Raw genomic sequence first — 14245 nt, forward strand, 5'->3', positions numbered from 1 at the left:
TCGCCGAGCGTCGCCCAGGCCCTGGACCTGCGGGTCCACGGGAGCGGTACCGTTGTCCCGCTCTCCGTCCGTCCTGCCCCCGCCGGGTGCCCGCGCTGTCGCGCGCCCGCGGTCCGGCCCGAACCCCCGAGGTCCCGCGTGCGCATGCCCCACCTGCTCTACGGCCTGTACGAGCGGCGCCTGGCCGCCTCGCTGCCGACGGCGCAGACGCCCCGGCACGTGGGCGTCATCCTCGACGGGAACCGGCGGTGGGCCCGGTCGTTCGGCGAGACCGCTGCCACCGGGCACCGGCGGGGGGCGGACAAGATCGCGGAGTTCCTCGGCTGGGCGGAGGAGCTCGGCGTCGAGGTGGTCACCCTCTGGATGCTGTCCACCGACAACCTCGCGCGCCCCGCGTCCGAGCTGGCCGACCTGCTCGACATCATCCGCGACGCCGTCCAGGACCTCGCCGAGTCGGGCCGCTGGCGGCTGCGCGTCGTGGGCCGCCTCGACCTGCTGCCGGGCGAGCTCGCGGACGCCGTGCGCGGCGCGGCGGAGGCCACGAAGAACGTCCAGGGGCTGCAGGTGAACGTCGCCGTCGGCTACGGCGGCCGGCACGAGATCGCCGACGCCGTCCGGTCGTACCTCAAGCAGGAGTCCGCGACGGGTGCGTCGCTCGAGGAGCTGGCCGAGCGGATCGACGTCGACGACATCGCGGCCCACCTCTACACGAAGGGCCAGCCGGACCCGGAGCTCGTCATCCGCACGTCGGGCGAGCTGCGCGTCGGCGGCTTCCTCATGTGGCAGAGCGCCCACTCGGAGCTGTACTTCTGCGAGGCGTACTGGCCCGACTTCCGCCGGGTGGACTTCCTGCGCGCCCTGCGCGACTTCTCCCGGCGGGAGCGCCGTCTCGGCCGCTGAGCGGTGCCCGGCGGTGCCGACCGCCCGGACCCGGCGCTTCGACAGGCCTGACCGGCGGGGAGTGCGGCACACTGCCACGGTGACCCCGCCCGAGCACGAGACCCGCCCCACGGCCGACGTCCGCCTCGCCGCCGAGGCCTGGGAGTCGCTGTTCCGGGCGCAGGTCACGCTCATGCGCCGCTTCCAGGCCGACGACATCTGGCGCGACCTGTCGATGCGGGAGTACGACGTGCTGTTCACCCTGTCGCGCGCCCCGCGGGGCGAGCTGCGGCTGCGCGACCTCAACGAGGGGATGCTGATCGCGCAGTCGTCGTTGTCGCGGATGGTCGAGCGGCTCGAGGGGCGCGGCCTCGTGGCGCGGTCGGTGCCCGCCGACGACGCCCGCGGCACCCTGGTGCGGCTCACCGCGGAAGGCGCGCGGCGCCAGCGCGAGACCGGGCTCGCGCACGTGCGCACCATCGCGGAGTACGTGAGCCCGGCCCTGCCGGGCGAGGAGCTCGAGCACCTGCGCGACCTGCTGGACCGGCTGCGGCTCGCGCAGGCGGACATCCCCGACCGTCCGGCGTCGGGCTGACGGGACGGTTGTGCGGGACGTCGGCGACGAGATGACAACGCGTTCCTTCAACGTCACGTCGGCCGGAGCACGTTCTCGGCGGGCCGGGCCCTGAGCCGGTGCCATGATGGCAGTCATGTCGCTGACCCCCCAGTCGGCCGATGCCGGCCCGTACGACGCCCTGCTCCTGTACTCCTTCGGTGGCCCGAACAAGCCGGAGGACGTCGTCCCGTTCCTCCGCAACGTGACCGCCGGCAAGGGGATCCCCGACTCGCGGCTCGAGGAGGTCGGCGAGCACTACTACGGCTTCGGCGGCAAGAGCCCGATCAACGAGCAGAACCTCGCGCTGAAGGCGGCGCTCGAGGCCGAGCTCGCCGACCGCGGTATCGACCTGCCCGTCGTGTGGGGCAACCGCAACTGGGAGCCCTACACCACCGACGCCATCGACGAGCTGGAGCGTCTCGGCGCGACGCGTGCCGTCGCGCTCGTGACCTCCGCGTACTCCTCGTACTCCGGCTGCCGCCAGTACCGCGAGGACCTCGCGGTGACGCTGGAGAAGCGCGGGCAGCTCGGCTCCGAGGGCTCCACCGGCGTGCAGTTCGACAAGATCCGCTCCTACTTCAACCACCCCGGCTTCGTGGCGGCCAACGCCGAGGCCGTGCTCGAGGGCTACGAGGCGCTCGAGGCGAAGGGCGGCGACCCGGCCGCGGCCAAGCTCGTCTTCGTCACGCACTCCATCCCCGACACGATGGAGGCCGCGTCCCGCGTCTCGCACGCCACGTACTCGGCTCAGCACCTGGACGTCGCCGCCGTCATCGCGGCCGTCGTCTCCGAGGTGCGCGGGCACGCCGTCGAGTGGGAGCTCGCGTACTGCTCGCGCTCCGGCCCGCCGTCGCAGCCGTGGCTCGAGCCGGACGTCAACGACCTGCTCACCGAGCGGGCCGGCGAGGGGCTCAAGGACGTCGTCCTGTCCCCGATCGGCTTCGTCTCCGACCACATGGAGGTCGCCTACGACCTCGACACCGAGGCGATGGCCACCGCGGCCGAGCTCGGCATGACCGCGGTGCGCGCGGGCACGGTCGGCACGCGCCCGGTGTTCGTCTCCGGCCTGGTGGACCTGCTCCTCGAGCGCGCGGCGATCGCCCGCGGCGAGGAGGTCGCGGAGGAGACGGTGGGCAACCTGCCCGCGTTCCGCTCCGTGTGCGCCCCCGGCTGCTGCCTGCGGCGGGACGAGGAGCCCAGCGGCATCCCCGCCCTGTGCAGCGTCGACCTGCACTCCTGACCCGGACCGAGAGGACGTCATGACCGACAGCCACATCCACGGCGACACCGGCGAGACCGTCGACGCCGCCGCGATCAACGAGTCGATCCGGTACGCGATGATCGCGGTCTTCTCCACCGCCGAGCCGCTGCCCGTGGGCGACGCCGAGCGCGCCGAGATCGCCGCGGAGGCGGAGGCCGCCCTCTGGGACGGCCAGCCCGACGACGCCCGCGACCCCGCCCGCGCCGAGGGCGACGTCGTCGTGCGCGGCGTGTACGACGTCGCCGGCCTGCGCGCCGACGCCGACCTCATGGTGTGGGTGCACGGCCCGACCGTCGAGTCGGTGCAGGGCGCCTACCAGCGGCTGCGCGCCTCCCGCCTGGGGTCGGCGCTCGCGCCGGAATGGTCGGTCGTGGCGCTGCACCGCGCCGCCGAGTTCAACAAGGGCCACGTGCCCGCGTTCCTCGCCGGCGAGCGTCCCCGCGACTACCTCTCGGTGTACCCGTTCGTGCGTTCCTACGACTGGTACCTGCTGCCCGACGCCGAGCGCCGCACGATGCTGCGCGACCACGGCATGGCCGCGGCGGGCTACAAGGACGTGCGCGCCAACACGATGAGCACGTTCGCGCTGAGCGACTACGAGTGGCTGCTGGCCTTCGAGGCCGACGAGCTGCACCGCATCGTCGACCTCATGCGCGACCTGCGCGCCACCGAGGCCCGCCGCCACGTGCGCGAGGAGGTGCCGTTCTTCACCGGCCCGCGCGTCACCCTCGCCGACTGGGCGGAGAAGCAGCCCCGCGCCTGACCGCGGGTCAGGTGACGGTGGCGACGACGACGGTGCCGCCGGTGGCGTCGTCGGCGTCCGGGTCGTCGTCGGTGACGACGGTCGCCCGCAGCCCGTGCGCCTCGACGAGCGCGGTCGCGCCCTCGACCTGGCCGGTGCCGACCTCGAAGAGCAGCGACCCGCCCGGGGCGAGCCAGCCCGGGGCGGCCGCCACCACGCGGCGCAGCACGTCGAGGCCGTCGGCCCCGCCGTCGAGCGCGACGGCGGGCTCGTGGTCGCGGGCCTCGGGCGGCATGGTCGCGATGGCGCCGGTGGGCACGTAGGGCGCGTTGCACAGCAGCAGGTCGACGCGTCCCCGCAGCATCGCCGGCACGACGGACAGCAGGTCCCCCTCGTGCACGGCGGCACCGAGCGGCCCGAGGTTGCGACGGGCGTGCACGACGGCGGCGGGCTCGACGTCGCTCGCGTGCAGCACCGGCGCGGCGCCCGCGGCCCGGAGCCCCAGCAGCACGGCGCCGCCCACCGCGCCGCAGCCGCAGCACAGGTCGAGCACCGTGGCCGGGGCGGGGAGCGCGAGCGCCGCGCCGACCATCAGCTCGGTGCGGCGCCGGGGCACGAACACGCCGCGCCCCACGGACCAGGAGCGGCCGGCGAACTCCACCCGGCCCAGCACGTGCTCCAGCGGCTCGCCCGCCACGCGCCGGGCGACCAGCTCCTCGAGGCGGTCGCCGTCGACGGCGTCGGCACCTCCGCTGCGGCGCCGAGCGGCCGGCTCCGGGCGCGCGGCCGCCTCGAGCAGCAGCGCCGCCTCGTCCTCCGCGAACACGCAGCCGGCCGCCCGCAGCCGCGCGACCAGGGGTTCCAGGTCGCCGGCCGCGGGCGCCGCGGGGTCCGTCCGGTCGGTGCTCAGGGGTACAGCCCCCGGATGCGGTGCGCCTCCGCGGTGCGCTGCACGCCGATGACCAGCGCGGCGTCGCGCAGCGACAGGCCCTCGCGCTTGGCGAGCGCGGAGACGTCCCCGTACGCGGAGGTCATGCGGTGCTCGAGGCGGTCGGCGATCTCCTGCTCGGACCACCAGTAGGTCTGGTTGGCCTGCACCCACTCGAAGTAGGAGACGACGACGCCGCCGGCGTTGGCGAGCACGTCCGGCACGACGGTGACGCCGTTCGCGGCGAGCACGCGGTCGCCGTCGGTGGTGGTCGGGCCGTTGGCGCCCTCGACCACCCAGCGTGCCCGGACGCCCGCGGCGGTGACGCCGTCGAGCACGCCCTCGACGGCGGCCGGCACGAGGACGTCGACGTCGAGGCCGAGCAGCTCGGTGTTGGACAGCGGGTCGGCGCCGTCGAAGCCGACGACGGAGCCGGTGGCGGCGACGTGCGCGAGGAGGCGGGGGACGTCGAGGCCCGCGTCGTTGCGGAGCCCGCCGTACTGGTCGCTCACCGCGACGACGGTCGCGCCGCGCGCGGCGAAGATCGCGGCGGCGTGCGAGCCCACCTTGCCGAAGCCCTGCACGGCGACGGTGACGTCCGTCAGCGGCACGCCGGCCTCGCCGAGCGCGGCCGCCGTGGCGTGCACGATGCCGGCGCTGGTGGCGGTGCCACGGCCGCGGGAGCCGCCCAGCGCCAGGGGCTTGCCGGTGACGACGGCGGGGATCGTGTACCCGCGGTTCACGGAGTAGGTGTCCATGACCCATGCCATCGTGTGCTCGTCGGTGCCCATGTCGGGCGCCATGATGTCGGTGTCCGGGCCGATCATCGGCATGATCTCGGAGGTGTACCGGCGGGTGACGCGCTCCAGCTCGGCCGTCGAGTAGTCGCGCGGGTCGATGGCGACGCCGCCCTTGGCACCGCCGTACGGCAGGTCGACGATGGCGCACTTCCAGGTCATCCACATGGCGAGGGCGCGGACCTCGTCGATGTCGACGCCGGGCGCGTAGCGCAGCCCGCCCTTGCCGGGGCCGCGGGTGATGTTGTGCTGCACGCGGAAGCCGTGGAAGAGGACGGTCTCGCCGTCGTCGCGCCGCAGGGGCACGGCCACGTGGATCTCGCGGCGGGGGGTGGCCAGCATCTGTCGCTGGCCCTCGTCGTAGCCGAGCACGGCCACGGCGCTGGCGAGCTGGCTGTGCGCCGTGTCGAGCGGGGAGCTCGCCCTCGGCGCGGGGGCGGCGGCCGGTGCGGCCGGGGTGTCGGGCAGGGGTGTCGAGGTCATCGACGTCGTCGTCGTCACGGGTCCTCCAGGACACGGTGCCGAGGGCCCCGGTCAGGGGCCCCGGCAGGGGTGGCGCGGCCCGGGATGGTGGGCCTCGGCGCCCACCGTAGCCGCTCCCGCGCACCCTCCAGCGGGCGAAACCCGCCGCCTTACGGAGCCGTGTCCGGGCGTTGACCCGACGATGCCGCCGGTTGAGCGTGTCGAGACCGAGGGACGGCGCTTTCGACACGCTCGACCGGCGGTGCGTCAGCGCACGAACCGCCAGGCGGTCGGCAGCAGGGCGGCCGCGAGCGCGGCCTTGAGCGCGTCGCCGGGCAGGAAGACGACAACGCCGGAGAGCAGTGCGGCGCCCACGGGCATCCCGGTGCTCACCGCGAGCCACGGCACGCCCACCGCGTAGACGGCGAGGGTGCCGAGGGCGTAGGTGCCGACGGTGGACAGCACGCGGCGGTCGGCGCCGCGGCGCGCGAGCGCCCCGACGACCACGCCCGCCAGGAGGAAGCCGACGAGGTAGCCGCCGGACGCGCCGGCGACCGACTCCCAGCCCGCCGTCGCGCCGGCGAACACGGGCAGGCCGGCGACGCCCGCGGTGAGGTACACCGCCTGGGCGGCGGCGCCGCGCCACGGCCCGAGGGCGGCGGCGCCGAGCAGGACGGCGAACGTCTGGCCGGTGAGGGGCACCGGCAGCCCGGGCACGGGGATCACGACCTGCGCGGCCAGGGCGGTGAGGGCGGCCACCGCGACGACGAGCACGGCGTCGCGGGCGAGGGCCCCGGGCAGCAGGTCCGCGAGGACGCGGCGCGGGCGGGCGGGGGAGAGGGAGAGGGTGGCTGCGGTCATGACGACGACGCTAGGTGCTCGGCCCGGCCGCGGTCATGGCCGGACGTCGCCAAGAGCGCAGGGCACGGATTTGTACGACTCATACACAGGCGCGGTGTCCATCGGCGTGCTGGGGCCGTCTGATTGTGGGATTCGTGCACGGCCCGGGACGGCGAGATCGGACCTGCCCGGCATGTTTCCGATGCCCGCAACACCCGTGCGGTAGCCTCCGGCGACATGGCTGACAAGGACGTCGCATCTCCCGCCCTCGACCACGAGCTCAGGGACGAACGCCCACGCTGGCGCATCGTCGGCCCGGGCCTCGTCGTCGCCGCCACCGGCATCGGCGCCGGCGACCTGGTCGCGACGCTCGTCGCGGGCAGCCGCTTCGGCTACACCCTGATGTGGGCCGCCGTCCTCGGCGTCCTCATCAAGATCGTGCTCGTCGAGGGCGCCGGGCGCTGGTCGCTCGCCACGGGCCGCACGATCTTCGACGGCTGGAAGTCGCTGGGCGCGTGGGCCAGCGTCTACTTCGGCATCTACATCGTGGTGTGGGGCTTCAGCTACGGCGCCGCGGCGATGTCGAGCTCGGCCCTGCCGCTCGTCGCGCTGTTCCCGCAGGTCGACCTGATCTGGTTCGCGATCATGTCCGGCCTCATCGGGGCAGCGGTCGTCTGGCTCGGCAAGTACAAGATGTTCGAGTACGTCATCGCGGTGCTCGTCGGCGTGATGTTCGTGACGATCGTCGGCTCGGCGGTCCTCACCCTGCCGAACATCGGCGAGATCCTGGGCGGCCTGGTGCCGCGGATCCCCGAGGACTCGATCATCTACACCCTCAGCCTCGCCGGTGGCGTCGGCGGCACGATCACGCTCGCGGCGTACGGGTACTGGCTCAAGGAGAAGGGCTGGCACACCCCGCGCTGGATGAAGGTCATGCGGATCGACAACGCCATGGCCTACGTGATCTCCGGCGTCTTCGTGATCTCCATGCTGATCGTCGGCGCCGAGCTGCTCTACTCCTCCGGCATCACCATCGCCGACGGCGAGGGCGGCCTCGTCGACCTCGCCGACGTGCTGGCCGAGCGCTACGGCGCGTTCATGGCGCCGCTGTTCCTCGTGGGGTTCTGGGCGTCGTCGTTCTCGTCGGTGCTCGGCGTGTGGAACGGCGTGTCGCTGATGTTCGCCGACTTCGTCGCCACCGCGCGCGGGCTCTCGGAGGACGACCCGCGGCGCAAGGCGGGCGGCTCGTACTACCGCCTCTACATCCTGTGGCTGACGTTCCCGCCGATGCTGCTGCTCCTGCTCGACCAGCCGATCGCCCTCGTCGTCGCCTACGGCGTGCTGGGCTCGCTGTTCATGCCGTTCCTCGCGATCACGCTGCTGTTCCTCATGAACTCCTCGCGGGTGCCGGAGCGGTGGCGCAACCGGCCGCTGACCAACGTGGCGCTCGTCGTCATCGCCGGCATGTTCGTCGTGCTGGGCGTGCAGCAGCTCGTCCAGGCGCTGGCGCCGGTCCTCGGCTGAGGCGCCGGCTCAGCCGGCGGCGCGGGCGCGCCGGCGGAACGACGACGGCGTCTCGCCCGTGAGCCGGGCGAAGGTCCGCGTGAACGAGGGCTGGTCGTAGAAGCCCGCGGCGGCGGCGACCTCGGCGAGCGGCGTCGTCGTGGACGTCAGCAGGTGCGCGGCGCGGTCCACGCGCGTGCGCAGCACGAGCTGGCGCGGGGAGAGCCCGAAGACCTTGCGCACCCGGCGGTCCAGGACGGCGGGCGTGCTGCCCGACAGGCGCGCCAGGTCGGCCACGGACAGCGGGTCGCCGGGCGAGGTGTCGAGGTGCCGCTCGACGGCGGCGACCAGGCGGGCCATCGCGTCCATCGTCGCGTCGTCGGCGTCGCCCGAGCGCAGGTCCTGCGACACGGAGACGAGGCCGACCACGCGCCCGGCGCCGTCGCGCACCGGGAGCTTCGCCGTGAGGAACCAGCCGGGTGTGCCGCCCACGCGACGGATGAGCTCCAGCTCGTTGCGCAGCGGGCGGCCCGTGCGCACCACCTCGGCGTCCTGGGCCTCGTAGCGCTCGGCCAGCTCGGGCACGAACAGGTCGACGGCGCGGCGGCCCAGCACCTGGCGGCGGGAGCGCTCGTTGGTGCGGCGCACGAACACCTGGTTCACCGCGAGGTAGCGCCCGTCGGCGTCCTTGGCGCAGAACATGACGTCGGACAGCTCGTCCATCAGGTCCACCATCACGGGGGACAGGGCGGCCATCAGGGCGGCGGTGCCGGGAACGTCCGTGGACGCGTCGTCGCGGGCCGGCGAGGGGTCGCCGAGGGCGCCGCTCGAGGTGTCGCCCGAGGCGTCGCCGGTGTTGTCGGAATCTGCGCCCATCGCGGGCCCGATCGTACAAGACGGGCCCTGGGCCGAGGGCGCACCCTGGTGGCATGAGTACCTCCGTTCCGGCGCGCGGCGGCGCCACCCCCTCCGCCGTGCGCAGCGCCGACACCGTCGCAGGCCAGCAGGGCGCCGAAGCCCTCGTCGAGGACGCCGTCGCCCTCGCCCACCACTGGATCGCCGTCGCCTCCGGCTCGTCCGGCCAGGCCGGGTCGACCACCCGCGCGGACCGGAAGACGCGCGCCACCGCCGAGCGGCTCGGCTCGCTCGTCTCCGACCCGGCCGGGCTGGAGCTCGCCGTCGGGTTCGTCGACGACGTCGCGCGCCCCCAGGACGTCGGCGTCGCCGCCACCGCGCTCGCCCGCCTCGGCCGGGACGCCGGCTCGGCCACCTTCCTCGGCCCCGTCGACCGCACGCTGTTCAAGGTCGGCGCCGTCGTCGCGCCCGTGCTGCCCTCCGTCGTGGTCCCCGCCGCCCGGGTGCGCCTGCGCCAGCTCGTCGGCCACCTCGTGGCCGACGCCGGCAAGGGGCTCACCCAGCACCTCGCCCGCACCCGCGCCGAGGGCTACACCCTCAACGTCAACCTCCTGGGCGAGGCCGTGCTCGGCGACGACGAGGCCGCCGCCCGCCTGCAGCGCACCATCGACCTCGTGCGCCGGCCCGACGTCGACTACGTCTCCGTCAAGGTGTCGTCCGTCGCGGCCCAGCTCGTCACCTGGGACCTGGACGGCTCGCGCGAGCGCGTCGTCGAGCACCTGCTGCCCCTGTACCGGGCCGCGCGCGACCACGGCGTCTTCCTCAACCTCGACATGGAGGAGTACAAGGACCTCGCGCTCACCACCGCGGTCTTCACGCAGGTGCTCGACCGCGACGAGTTCCGCGACCTCGAGGCCGGCATCGTCCTCCAGGCGTACCTGCCCGACGCGATGGGCGCGCTCGACGAGCTCACCGAGTTCGCGCAGAAGCGCGTGGCCGACGGCGGCGCGCGCATCAAGGTGCGCCTCGTCAAGGGCGCCAACCTGGCGATGGAGCACGTCGAGGCCGAGCTGCACGACTGGGCGCAGGCGCCCTACCCGACCAAGCCGGACGTGGACGCCAACTACGTGCGCATCCTCGACCACCACCTGCGCGCCGACCGCACCGCCGCCGTCCGCCTCGGGGTCGCGTCGCACAACCTCTTCGACGTGGCGCTCGCGGTGCTGCTCGCGCGCGGCCGCGGCGTCACCGAGGGGCTCGACATCGAGATGCTGCAGGGCATGGCCCCCATCGAGGCGCGCCTCGTGCGCGACGAGGTGGCCAAGGACGGCGGCCACGTCGTGCTGTACACGCCGGTGGTGCGCGACGAGGACTTCGACGTCGCGATCTCCTACCTGGTGCGCCGCCTCGAGGAGAACGCCGCCGAGCAGAACTTCCTGCACGCCGCCTTCGCTCCCGCCGGCGGCGACGACGGCGTCGAGGCCACGGCCATGGAACGCCAGGAGCTCGCCTTCCGCGCGTCCGTGAGGCACGGCGTGCACTACCAGCCGGTGGACGTCGCGCCGCGCCGTCGCGACCGGTTCTCCGGCGGGGGCACCGCGCCCACCGCCGCCGGCTGCCCCTCCGCGGAGCCGTTCCGCAACGCCGTCGACACCGACCCGGCCGTGGCCGGCCACCGCGCGTGGGCCCGCAGCGTCGTCGGGCCGGACTCCGGGTTCGTCCCCGTCCAGGCCCCCGAGATCACCTCGACCCAGGCGATCGACGACGCCGTCTCCCGCGCCGTCGCCGCCCAGCGCGCCTGGGCCGCCGTCGCGCCCGCCGACCGCGCGCGCGTGCTGCGCGCCGCCGCCCGCGAGCTCGAGGCGCGCCGCACGGACCTCGTCGCCGCCATGGTGCACGAGCCGGGCAAGACGGTCGCCGAGGCCGACCCCGAGGTCAGCGAGGCGATCGACTTCGCGAACTACTACGCCGCGATGGCCGAGGCCCTGGAGCAGGTGGACGGCGCCACGTTCACACCCGACGGCGTCACGCTGGTCACCCCGCCGTGGAACTTCCCCGTCGCCATCCCCGCGGGCGGTGCGCTCGCGGCGCTCGCGGCCGGGTCCACCGTGCTCGCGAAGCCGGCCCCCACCACGCCGCGCTGCTACGAGCTGGCGATCGAGGCCGTGCACGCCGGGCTCGACGAGGTCGCGCCGGAGATCGGGCTCGACCCGCAGGTCGCGCGCGACGTCGTGCAGTTCCTGCGGGTGCCCGACGGCGACCTCGGCCAGCACCTCGTGACGCACCCGGACGTGGCCCGCGTGATCCTCACCGGCTCCATCGAGACGGCAGAGCTGTTCGCCTCCTGGCGGCCGGAGCGCCCGGTGCTCGCGGAGACGTCGGGCAAGAACGCGCTGGTCGTGACGCCGTCGGCGGACCTCGACCTCGCCGTCGCCGACCTGGTCAAGAGCGCCTTCGGCCACGCCGGGCAGAAGTGCTCGGCCGCGTCGCTGGTCATCCTGGTCGGCTCGGTGGGCGACCCGTCCACCGAGACCGGCAAGCGGTTCCGCCGCCAGCTCGTCGACGCCGTGCAGTCGCTCGCGGTGGGCTCGCCCACCGAGCTGTCGACCGTGATGGGGCCGCTGACCGAGCCCGCGCAGGGCAAGCTGCTGCGCGCGCTCACGACCCTCGAGCCGGGGGAGTCGTGGCTCGTGCGGCCGCGTCGCCTGGACGACGCGGCGGCCGCCGCCGGGGTCGAGGCCGACCGGCTCTGGTCGCCGGGCCTGCGCGACGGCGTCGCGCCCGGGTCGTTCTTCCACCTCACCGAGGTGTTCGGCCCCGTGCTCGGCATCATGACCGCCCAGGACCTGGACGAGGCGATCCGCCTGCAGAACCAGGTGGACTTCGGTCTCACCGCGGGCATCCACTCCCTCGACGACGACGAGATCGCCACCTGGCTCGACCGCGTCGAGGCGGGCAACGTGTACGTGAACCGGCACATCACCGGCGCCATCGTGCAGCGGCAGTCGTTCGGCGGCTGGAAGGCCTCGGCCGTGGGCCCGGGCGCCAAGGCGGGCGGCCCCAACTACGTCGCCGAGCTCGGCGCGTGGGCGGACGCCGACGGCGTGCCGTCGCGCACCCACGACCCCGAGGGCTGGCTCGCCGCGGCGCAGGCGTCGGACGACGCCGCGTGGGCGGCCGAGATCGGCGTCGGGCACGACAAGTCCGGCCTGCGGGTGGAGGAGAACACCTTCCGCTACCGGCCCATCGACCGCCTGACCGTGCGCGTCGGCGACGGCGCCCTGCCGATCGAGGTGCGGCGGGTGCTCGCCGCGGCGAAGCGGGCGGGCGTGCCCGCGGTGGTCGTGCCGGACACCGACAGCGGCTGGGGCGTGCCGCACGAGGCGCCGACGTCCCACGCGGACTTCGCCGCCGCCGTCGCGGCCGGCCGCGTCACCGGCCGCGTCCGCGTGGTCGGCCGTGCGCCGGGCCTGCGCGAGGCGGCCGCGACCCGCCTCGGCACCGTGACCGTGCTCGACGCGCCGGTGGTCGCCAGCGGCCGGCGCGAGCTGCTCGCCGTCGTGCGCGAGCAGGCCGTCAGCCGCACCCGCCACCGGTACGGGCACGTGCACGCCTGAGCGGCCCCGCCGCGACCCCGCTGCGAGCCCGCCGCGGGACGGACACCTCCGTCCCGCGGCGGGCTCGCGCGCTATCCTGGCGCGCGACACACCCCCACGACGTGTCCGCGCGCATCGAGCGGCACCCGAGCCGAGGATCCCCATGCACCAGACCCGGACGCGCGCTGCCCTCGTGGCCGGCGCGCTCGTCGTGGCCGTCGGTGTCCTCGGGGCCTGCTCGCCGGAGGCCGACGAACCCGCCGCCGTCCTGCCGGCCAGCCCGAGCCCCTCGCCCACCGTGGACGCGGCCGAGCAGCAGGCTGTCGAGGCCGCCGAGCAGACGCTGCAGGACTTCTACGACCTCGGTGCGAAGGTCGGCAACGACGGCTTCGCGAGCTGGCAGATGATGCAGGGCTTCTGGACCGACGACGAGCAGTGGCAGGCCCAGCGGACGACGTACGAGCAGCGCGTCGCCGACGGCTGGAAGACCGAGGGCGCCGCGACCTTCACGGACGTGCAGGCCAGCGACTTCGACCCCGGCGGGGACTCGCCGGGCGACGAGCGGGTGACCCTCGAGGTCTGCAACGACACCTCCGGCGTCACGACCCTCGACGAGGACGGCGCGAAGGTCCCCCGGGCCGAGGGCGTGCCGGAGCGGTTCACGGTCGTCTACACGATGAGCGCGCGCGGGGAGGACCGATGGGGCATCGACAGCCGCGAGGCGGACACGGAGCAGTCGTGCTGAGGCGGGTGGCGCGGGTCCTGGCCGTGCTGATGCTGTTCACCGGCGCGGCCGTCGCGCCGACGGTCGCGACCCCTGCCCCTGCCGTCGCCGCACCCTGCACGGGTGGGGGAGGCGCCGACAACGACGGCAACGTCGGCGGCGAGGTGACCTGCCCGGGCGACGACGGCGACGACGGCTCGGACCCCGGTGGCGGAGGTGGGGACGGGTCCGTCCGCGAGTGCAAGTACGGCTCGCACGTCATCCCGTGCAAGAAGGGCAAGGCCGTCTACAACAGCGAGCGCGGTTGCTACATGGCGCTGGCCAACCCGCAGCCCCCGAAGGACGACAAGATCTGGGACGGCAAGACCGAGGGCTACATCGTCGCCTGCGTGCCGCCGGAGGACGAGTGCCTGGACGACGTCGAGGGCTACACCTATCTCTGCGCCCCGTTCCGCCTGTGGCAGGAGGACCCGCCGCCCACGGAGGTCGGCCCGTCGCCGCTGGAGCTGGCGGAGCGCGCGTACGCCCGCATGCAGCTGACGATGGGCGAGATCGGCTCGACGCCGCCGACGGCAGAGGTGGACGGGGCCGCGATCGGGATCGTGGGGATGCCGGTCTGGCTCTGGGTGGCGAACCCGGCGGCGAACACCACCGGCCCCATCACGGAGTCCGAGACGGACGGCGGGCTCACCGTCACCGTCGAGGGGCGGCTGGACCGCATCGTGTGGACGCTGACCGACGACGACACCGGCGAGGTCTACGCCACGACCACCTGCGCGGGCTCGCGCGCGCCGGGCACCCCCTGGTCGGAGGCCGTGAGCAGCGACGCCCGCCCGTCCCCGACGTGCGGTTTCGACGGGGCCGAGAACCGGCGCTCCGGGAACATCACGGTGGCGGGGACGGCGTACTGGACCGCGGAGTGGGATGGCGGCGGCCTGGACGGCGAGATCGACGTGCCCGCCCAGACGCGCGAGTCGACCCTCGCCATCGGCGAGGCGCAGGTCCTCGTCCAGTAGCGCGACCCGTGGTGCGGCGCTGACGC

The 14245-nt window shown here is 74.6% G+C and carries 12 protein-coding genes; 8 read left to right on the top strand and 4 right to left on the bottom strand.

The window, feature by feature from the left end:
* Positions 1-138: 138 nt before the first annotated feature.
* The 4 genes from ACFQ8E_RS02020 (at position 139) to hemQ (ending at position 3519) form a co-directional block, all read left to right on the top strand.
* Positions 139-900, top strand: coding sequence for an isoprenyl transferase (locus ACFQ8E_RS02020; RefSeq protein ID WP_430548891.1), 762 nt, complete (start codon positions 139-141; stop codon positions 898-900).
* A 79-nt stretch (positions 901-979) separates the two neighbouring features.
* Positions 980-1474 carry a MarR family winged helix-turn-helix transcriptional regulator gene (locus ACFQ8E_RS02025; RefSeq protein WP_430548892.1) on the top strand — a complete coding sequence of 165 codons (495 nt, stop codon included), beginning with the start codon at positions 980-982 and terminating at the stop codon, positions 1472-1474.
* Between the two features lie 115 nt (positions 1475-1589).
* Positions 1590-2735: a ferrochelatase gene (locus tag ACFQ8E_RS02030; protein WP_430548893.1), complete on the top strand. Its 1146-nt coding sequence runs from the start codon at positions 1590-1592 to the stop codon at positions 2733-2735.
* 19 nt (positions 2736-2754) lie between these two features.
* Positions 2755-3519 carry a hydrogen peroxide-dependent heme synthase gene (gene hemQ / locus ACFQ8E_RS02035; protein ID WP_430548894.1) on the top strand — a complete coding sequence of 255 codons (765 nt, stop codon included), beginning with the start codon at positions 2755-2757 and terminating at the stop codon, positions 3517-3519.
* A gap of 7 nt (positions 3520-3526) precedes the next feature.
* Here the strand turns inward: hemQ and ACFQ8E_RS02040 are convergent, their stop codons facing one another.
* The 3 genes from ACFQ8E_RS02040 to ACFQ8E_RS02050 form a co-directional block, all read right to left on the bottom strand.
* Positions 3527-4408, bottom strand: coding sequence for a putative protein N(5)-glutamine methyltransferase (locus ACFQ8E_RS02040; protein ID WP_430549035.1), 882 nt, complete (start codon positions 4406-4408; stop codon positions 3527-3529).
* The gene (locus ACFQ8E_RS02045; RefSeq protein ID WP_430548895.1) at positions 4405-5706 is read right to left on the bottom strand and encodes a Glu/Leu/Phe/Val dehydrogenase; all 1302 of its coding nucleotides are present in this window, start codon (positions 5704-5706) and stop codon (positions 4405-4407) included. Before ACFQ8E_RS02045 ends, ACFQ8E_RS02040 begins: the two co-directional genes overlap by 4 nt.
* 246 nt (positions 5707-5952) lie before the next feature.
* Complete coding sequence (locus tag ACFQ8E_RS02050; protein ID WP_430548896.1) at positions 5953-6546, bottom strand: biotin transporter BioY; 594 nt, start codon at positions 6544-6546, stop codon at positions 5953-5955.
* Between the two features lie 216 nt (positions 6547-6762).
* On the opposite strand from ACFQ8E_RS02050, the gene ACFQ8E_RS02055 reads away from it, so the two are divergent.
* Positions 6763-8049: an Nramp family divalent metal transporter gene (locus ACFQ8E_RS02055; RefSeq protein WP_430548897.1), complete on the top strand. Its 1287-nt coding sequence runs from the start codon at positions 6763-6765 to the stop codon at positions 8047-8049.
* Positions 8050-8058: 9 nt separating this feature from the next.
* On the opposite strand, the gene ACFQ8E_RS02060 is transcribed toward ACFQ8E_RS02055, so the two are convergent.
* Entirely contained in the window at positions 8059-8904 is an 846-nt protein-coding gene (locus ACFQ8E_RS02060) for a helix-turn-helix domain-containing protein (RefSeq protein ID WP_430548898.1), read from the bottom strand.
* A 53-nt stretch (positions 8905-8957) separates the two neighbouring features.
* On the opposite strand from ACFQ8E_RS02060, the gene ACFQ8E_RS02065 reads away from it, so the two are divergent.
* The 3 genes from ACFQ8E_RS02065 to ACFQ8E_RS02075 all read left to right on the top strand — a co-directional run bounded on the left by ACFQ8E_RS02065 (position 8958) and on the right by ACFQ8E_RS02075 (position 14219).
* On the top strand, positions 8958-12500 hold the full coding sequence (locus ACFQ8E_RS02065; protein WP_430548899.1) for a proline dehydrogenase family protein: 3543 nt from the start codon (positions 8958-8960) through the stop codon (positions 12498-12500).
* Positions 12501-12642: 142 nt separating this feature from the next.
* The gene (locus tag ACFQ8E_RS02070) at positions 12643-13224 is read left to right on the top strand and encodes a hypothetical protein (protein ID WP_430548900.1); all 582 of its coding nucleotides are present in this window, start codon (positions 12643-12645) and stop codon (positions 13222-13224) included.
* Positions 13218-14219, top strand: coding sequence for a hypothetical protein (locus ACFQ8E_RS02075; protein WP_430548901.1), 1002 nt, complete (start codon positions 13218-13220; stop codon positions 14217-14219). The genes ACFQ8E_RS02070 and ACFQ8E_RS02075 overlap by 7 nt, the downstream gene beginning before the upstream one ends.
* Positions 14220-14245: the final 26 nt, after the last annotated feature.

Origin of the sequence: Isoptericola sp. NPDC056573 (assembly GCF_042793335.1) — a bacterium.
Lineage (GTDB): Bacteria > Actinomycetota > Actinomycetes > Actinomycetales > Cellulomonadaceae > Isoptericola.

Bases quoted from the DNA above. Each gene is read 5' to 3' on its own strand.
- ACFQ8E_RS02055 (WP_430548897.1), top strand. From the start codon at position 6,763: ATGGCTGACAAGGACGTCGCATCTCCCGCCCTCGACCACGAGCTCAGG.
- ACFQ8E_RS02030 (WP_430548893.1), top strand. From the start codon at position 1,590: ATGTCGCTGACCCCCCAGTCGGCCGATGCCGGCCCGTACGACGCCCTG.
- ACFQ8E_RS02065 (WP_430548899.1), top strand. From the start codon at position 8,958: ATGAGTACCTCCGTTCCGGCGCGCGGCGGCGCCACCCCCTCCGCCGTG.
- ACFQ8E_RS02070 (WP_430548900.1), top strand. From the start codon at position 12,643: ATGCACCAGACCCGGACGCGCGCTGCCCTCGTGGCCGGCGCGCTCGTC.
- ACFQ8E_RS02060 (WP_430548898.1), bottom strand. From the start codon at position 8,904: ATGGGCGCAGATTCCGACAACACCGGCGACGCCTCGGGCGACACCTCG.
- ACFQ8E_RS02050 (WP_430548896.1), bottom strand. From the start codon at position 6,546: ATGACCGCAGCCACCCTCTCCCTCTCCCCCGCCCGCCCGCGCCGCGTC.
- ACFQ8E_RS02045 (WP_430548895.1), bottom strand. From the start codon at position 5,706: ATGACCTCGACACCCCTGCCCGACACCCCGGCCGCACCGGCCGCCGCC.
- hemQ (WP_430548894.1), top strand. From the start codon at position 2,755: ATGACCGACAGCCACATCCACGGCGACACCGGCGAGACCGTCGACGCC.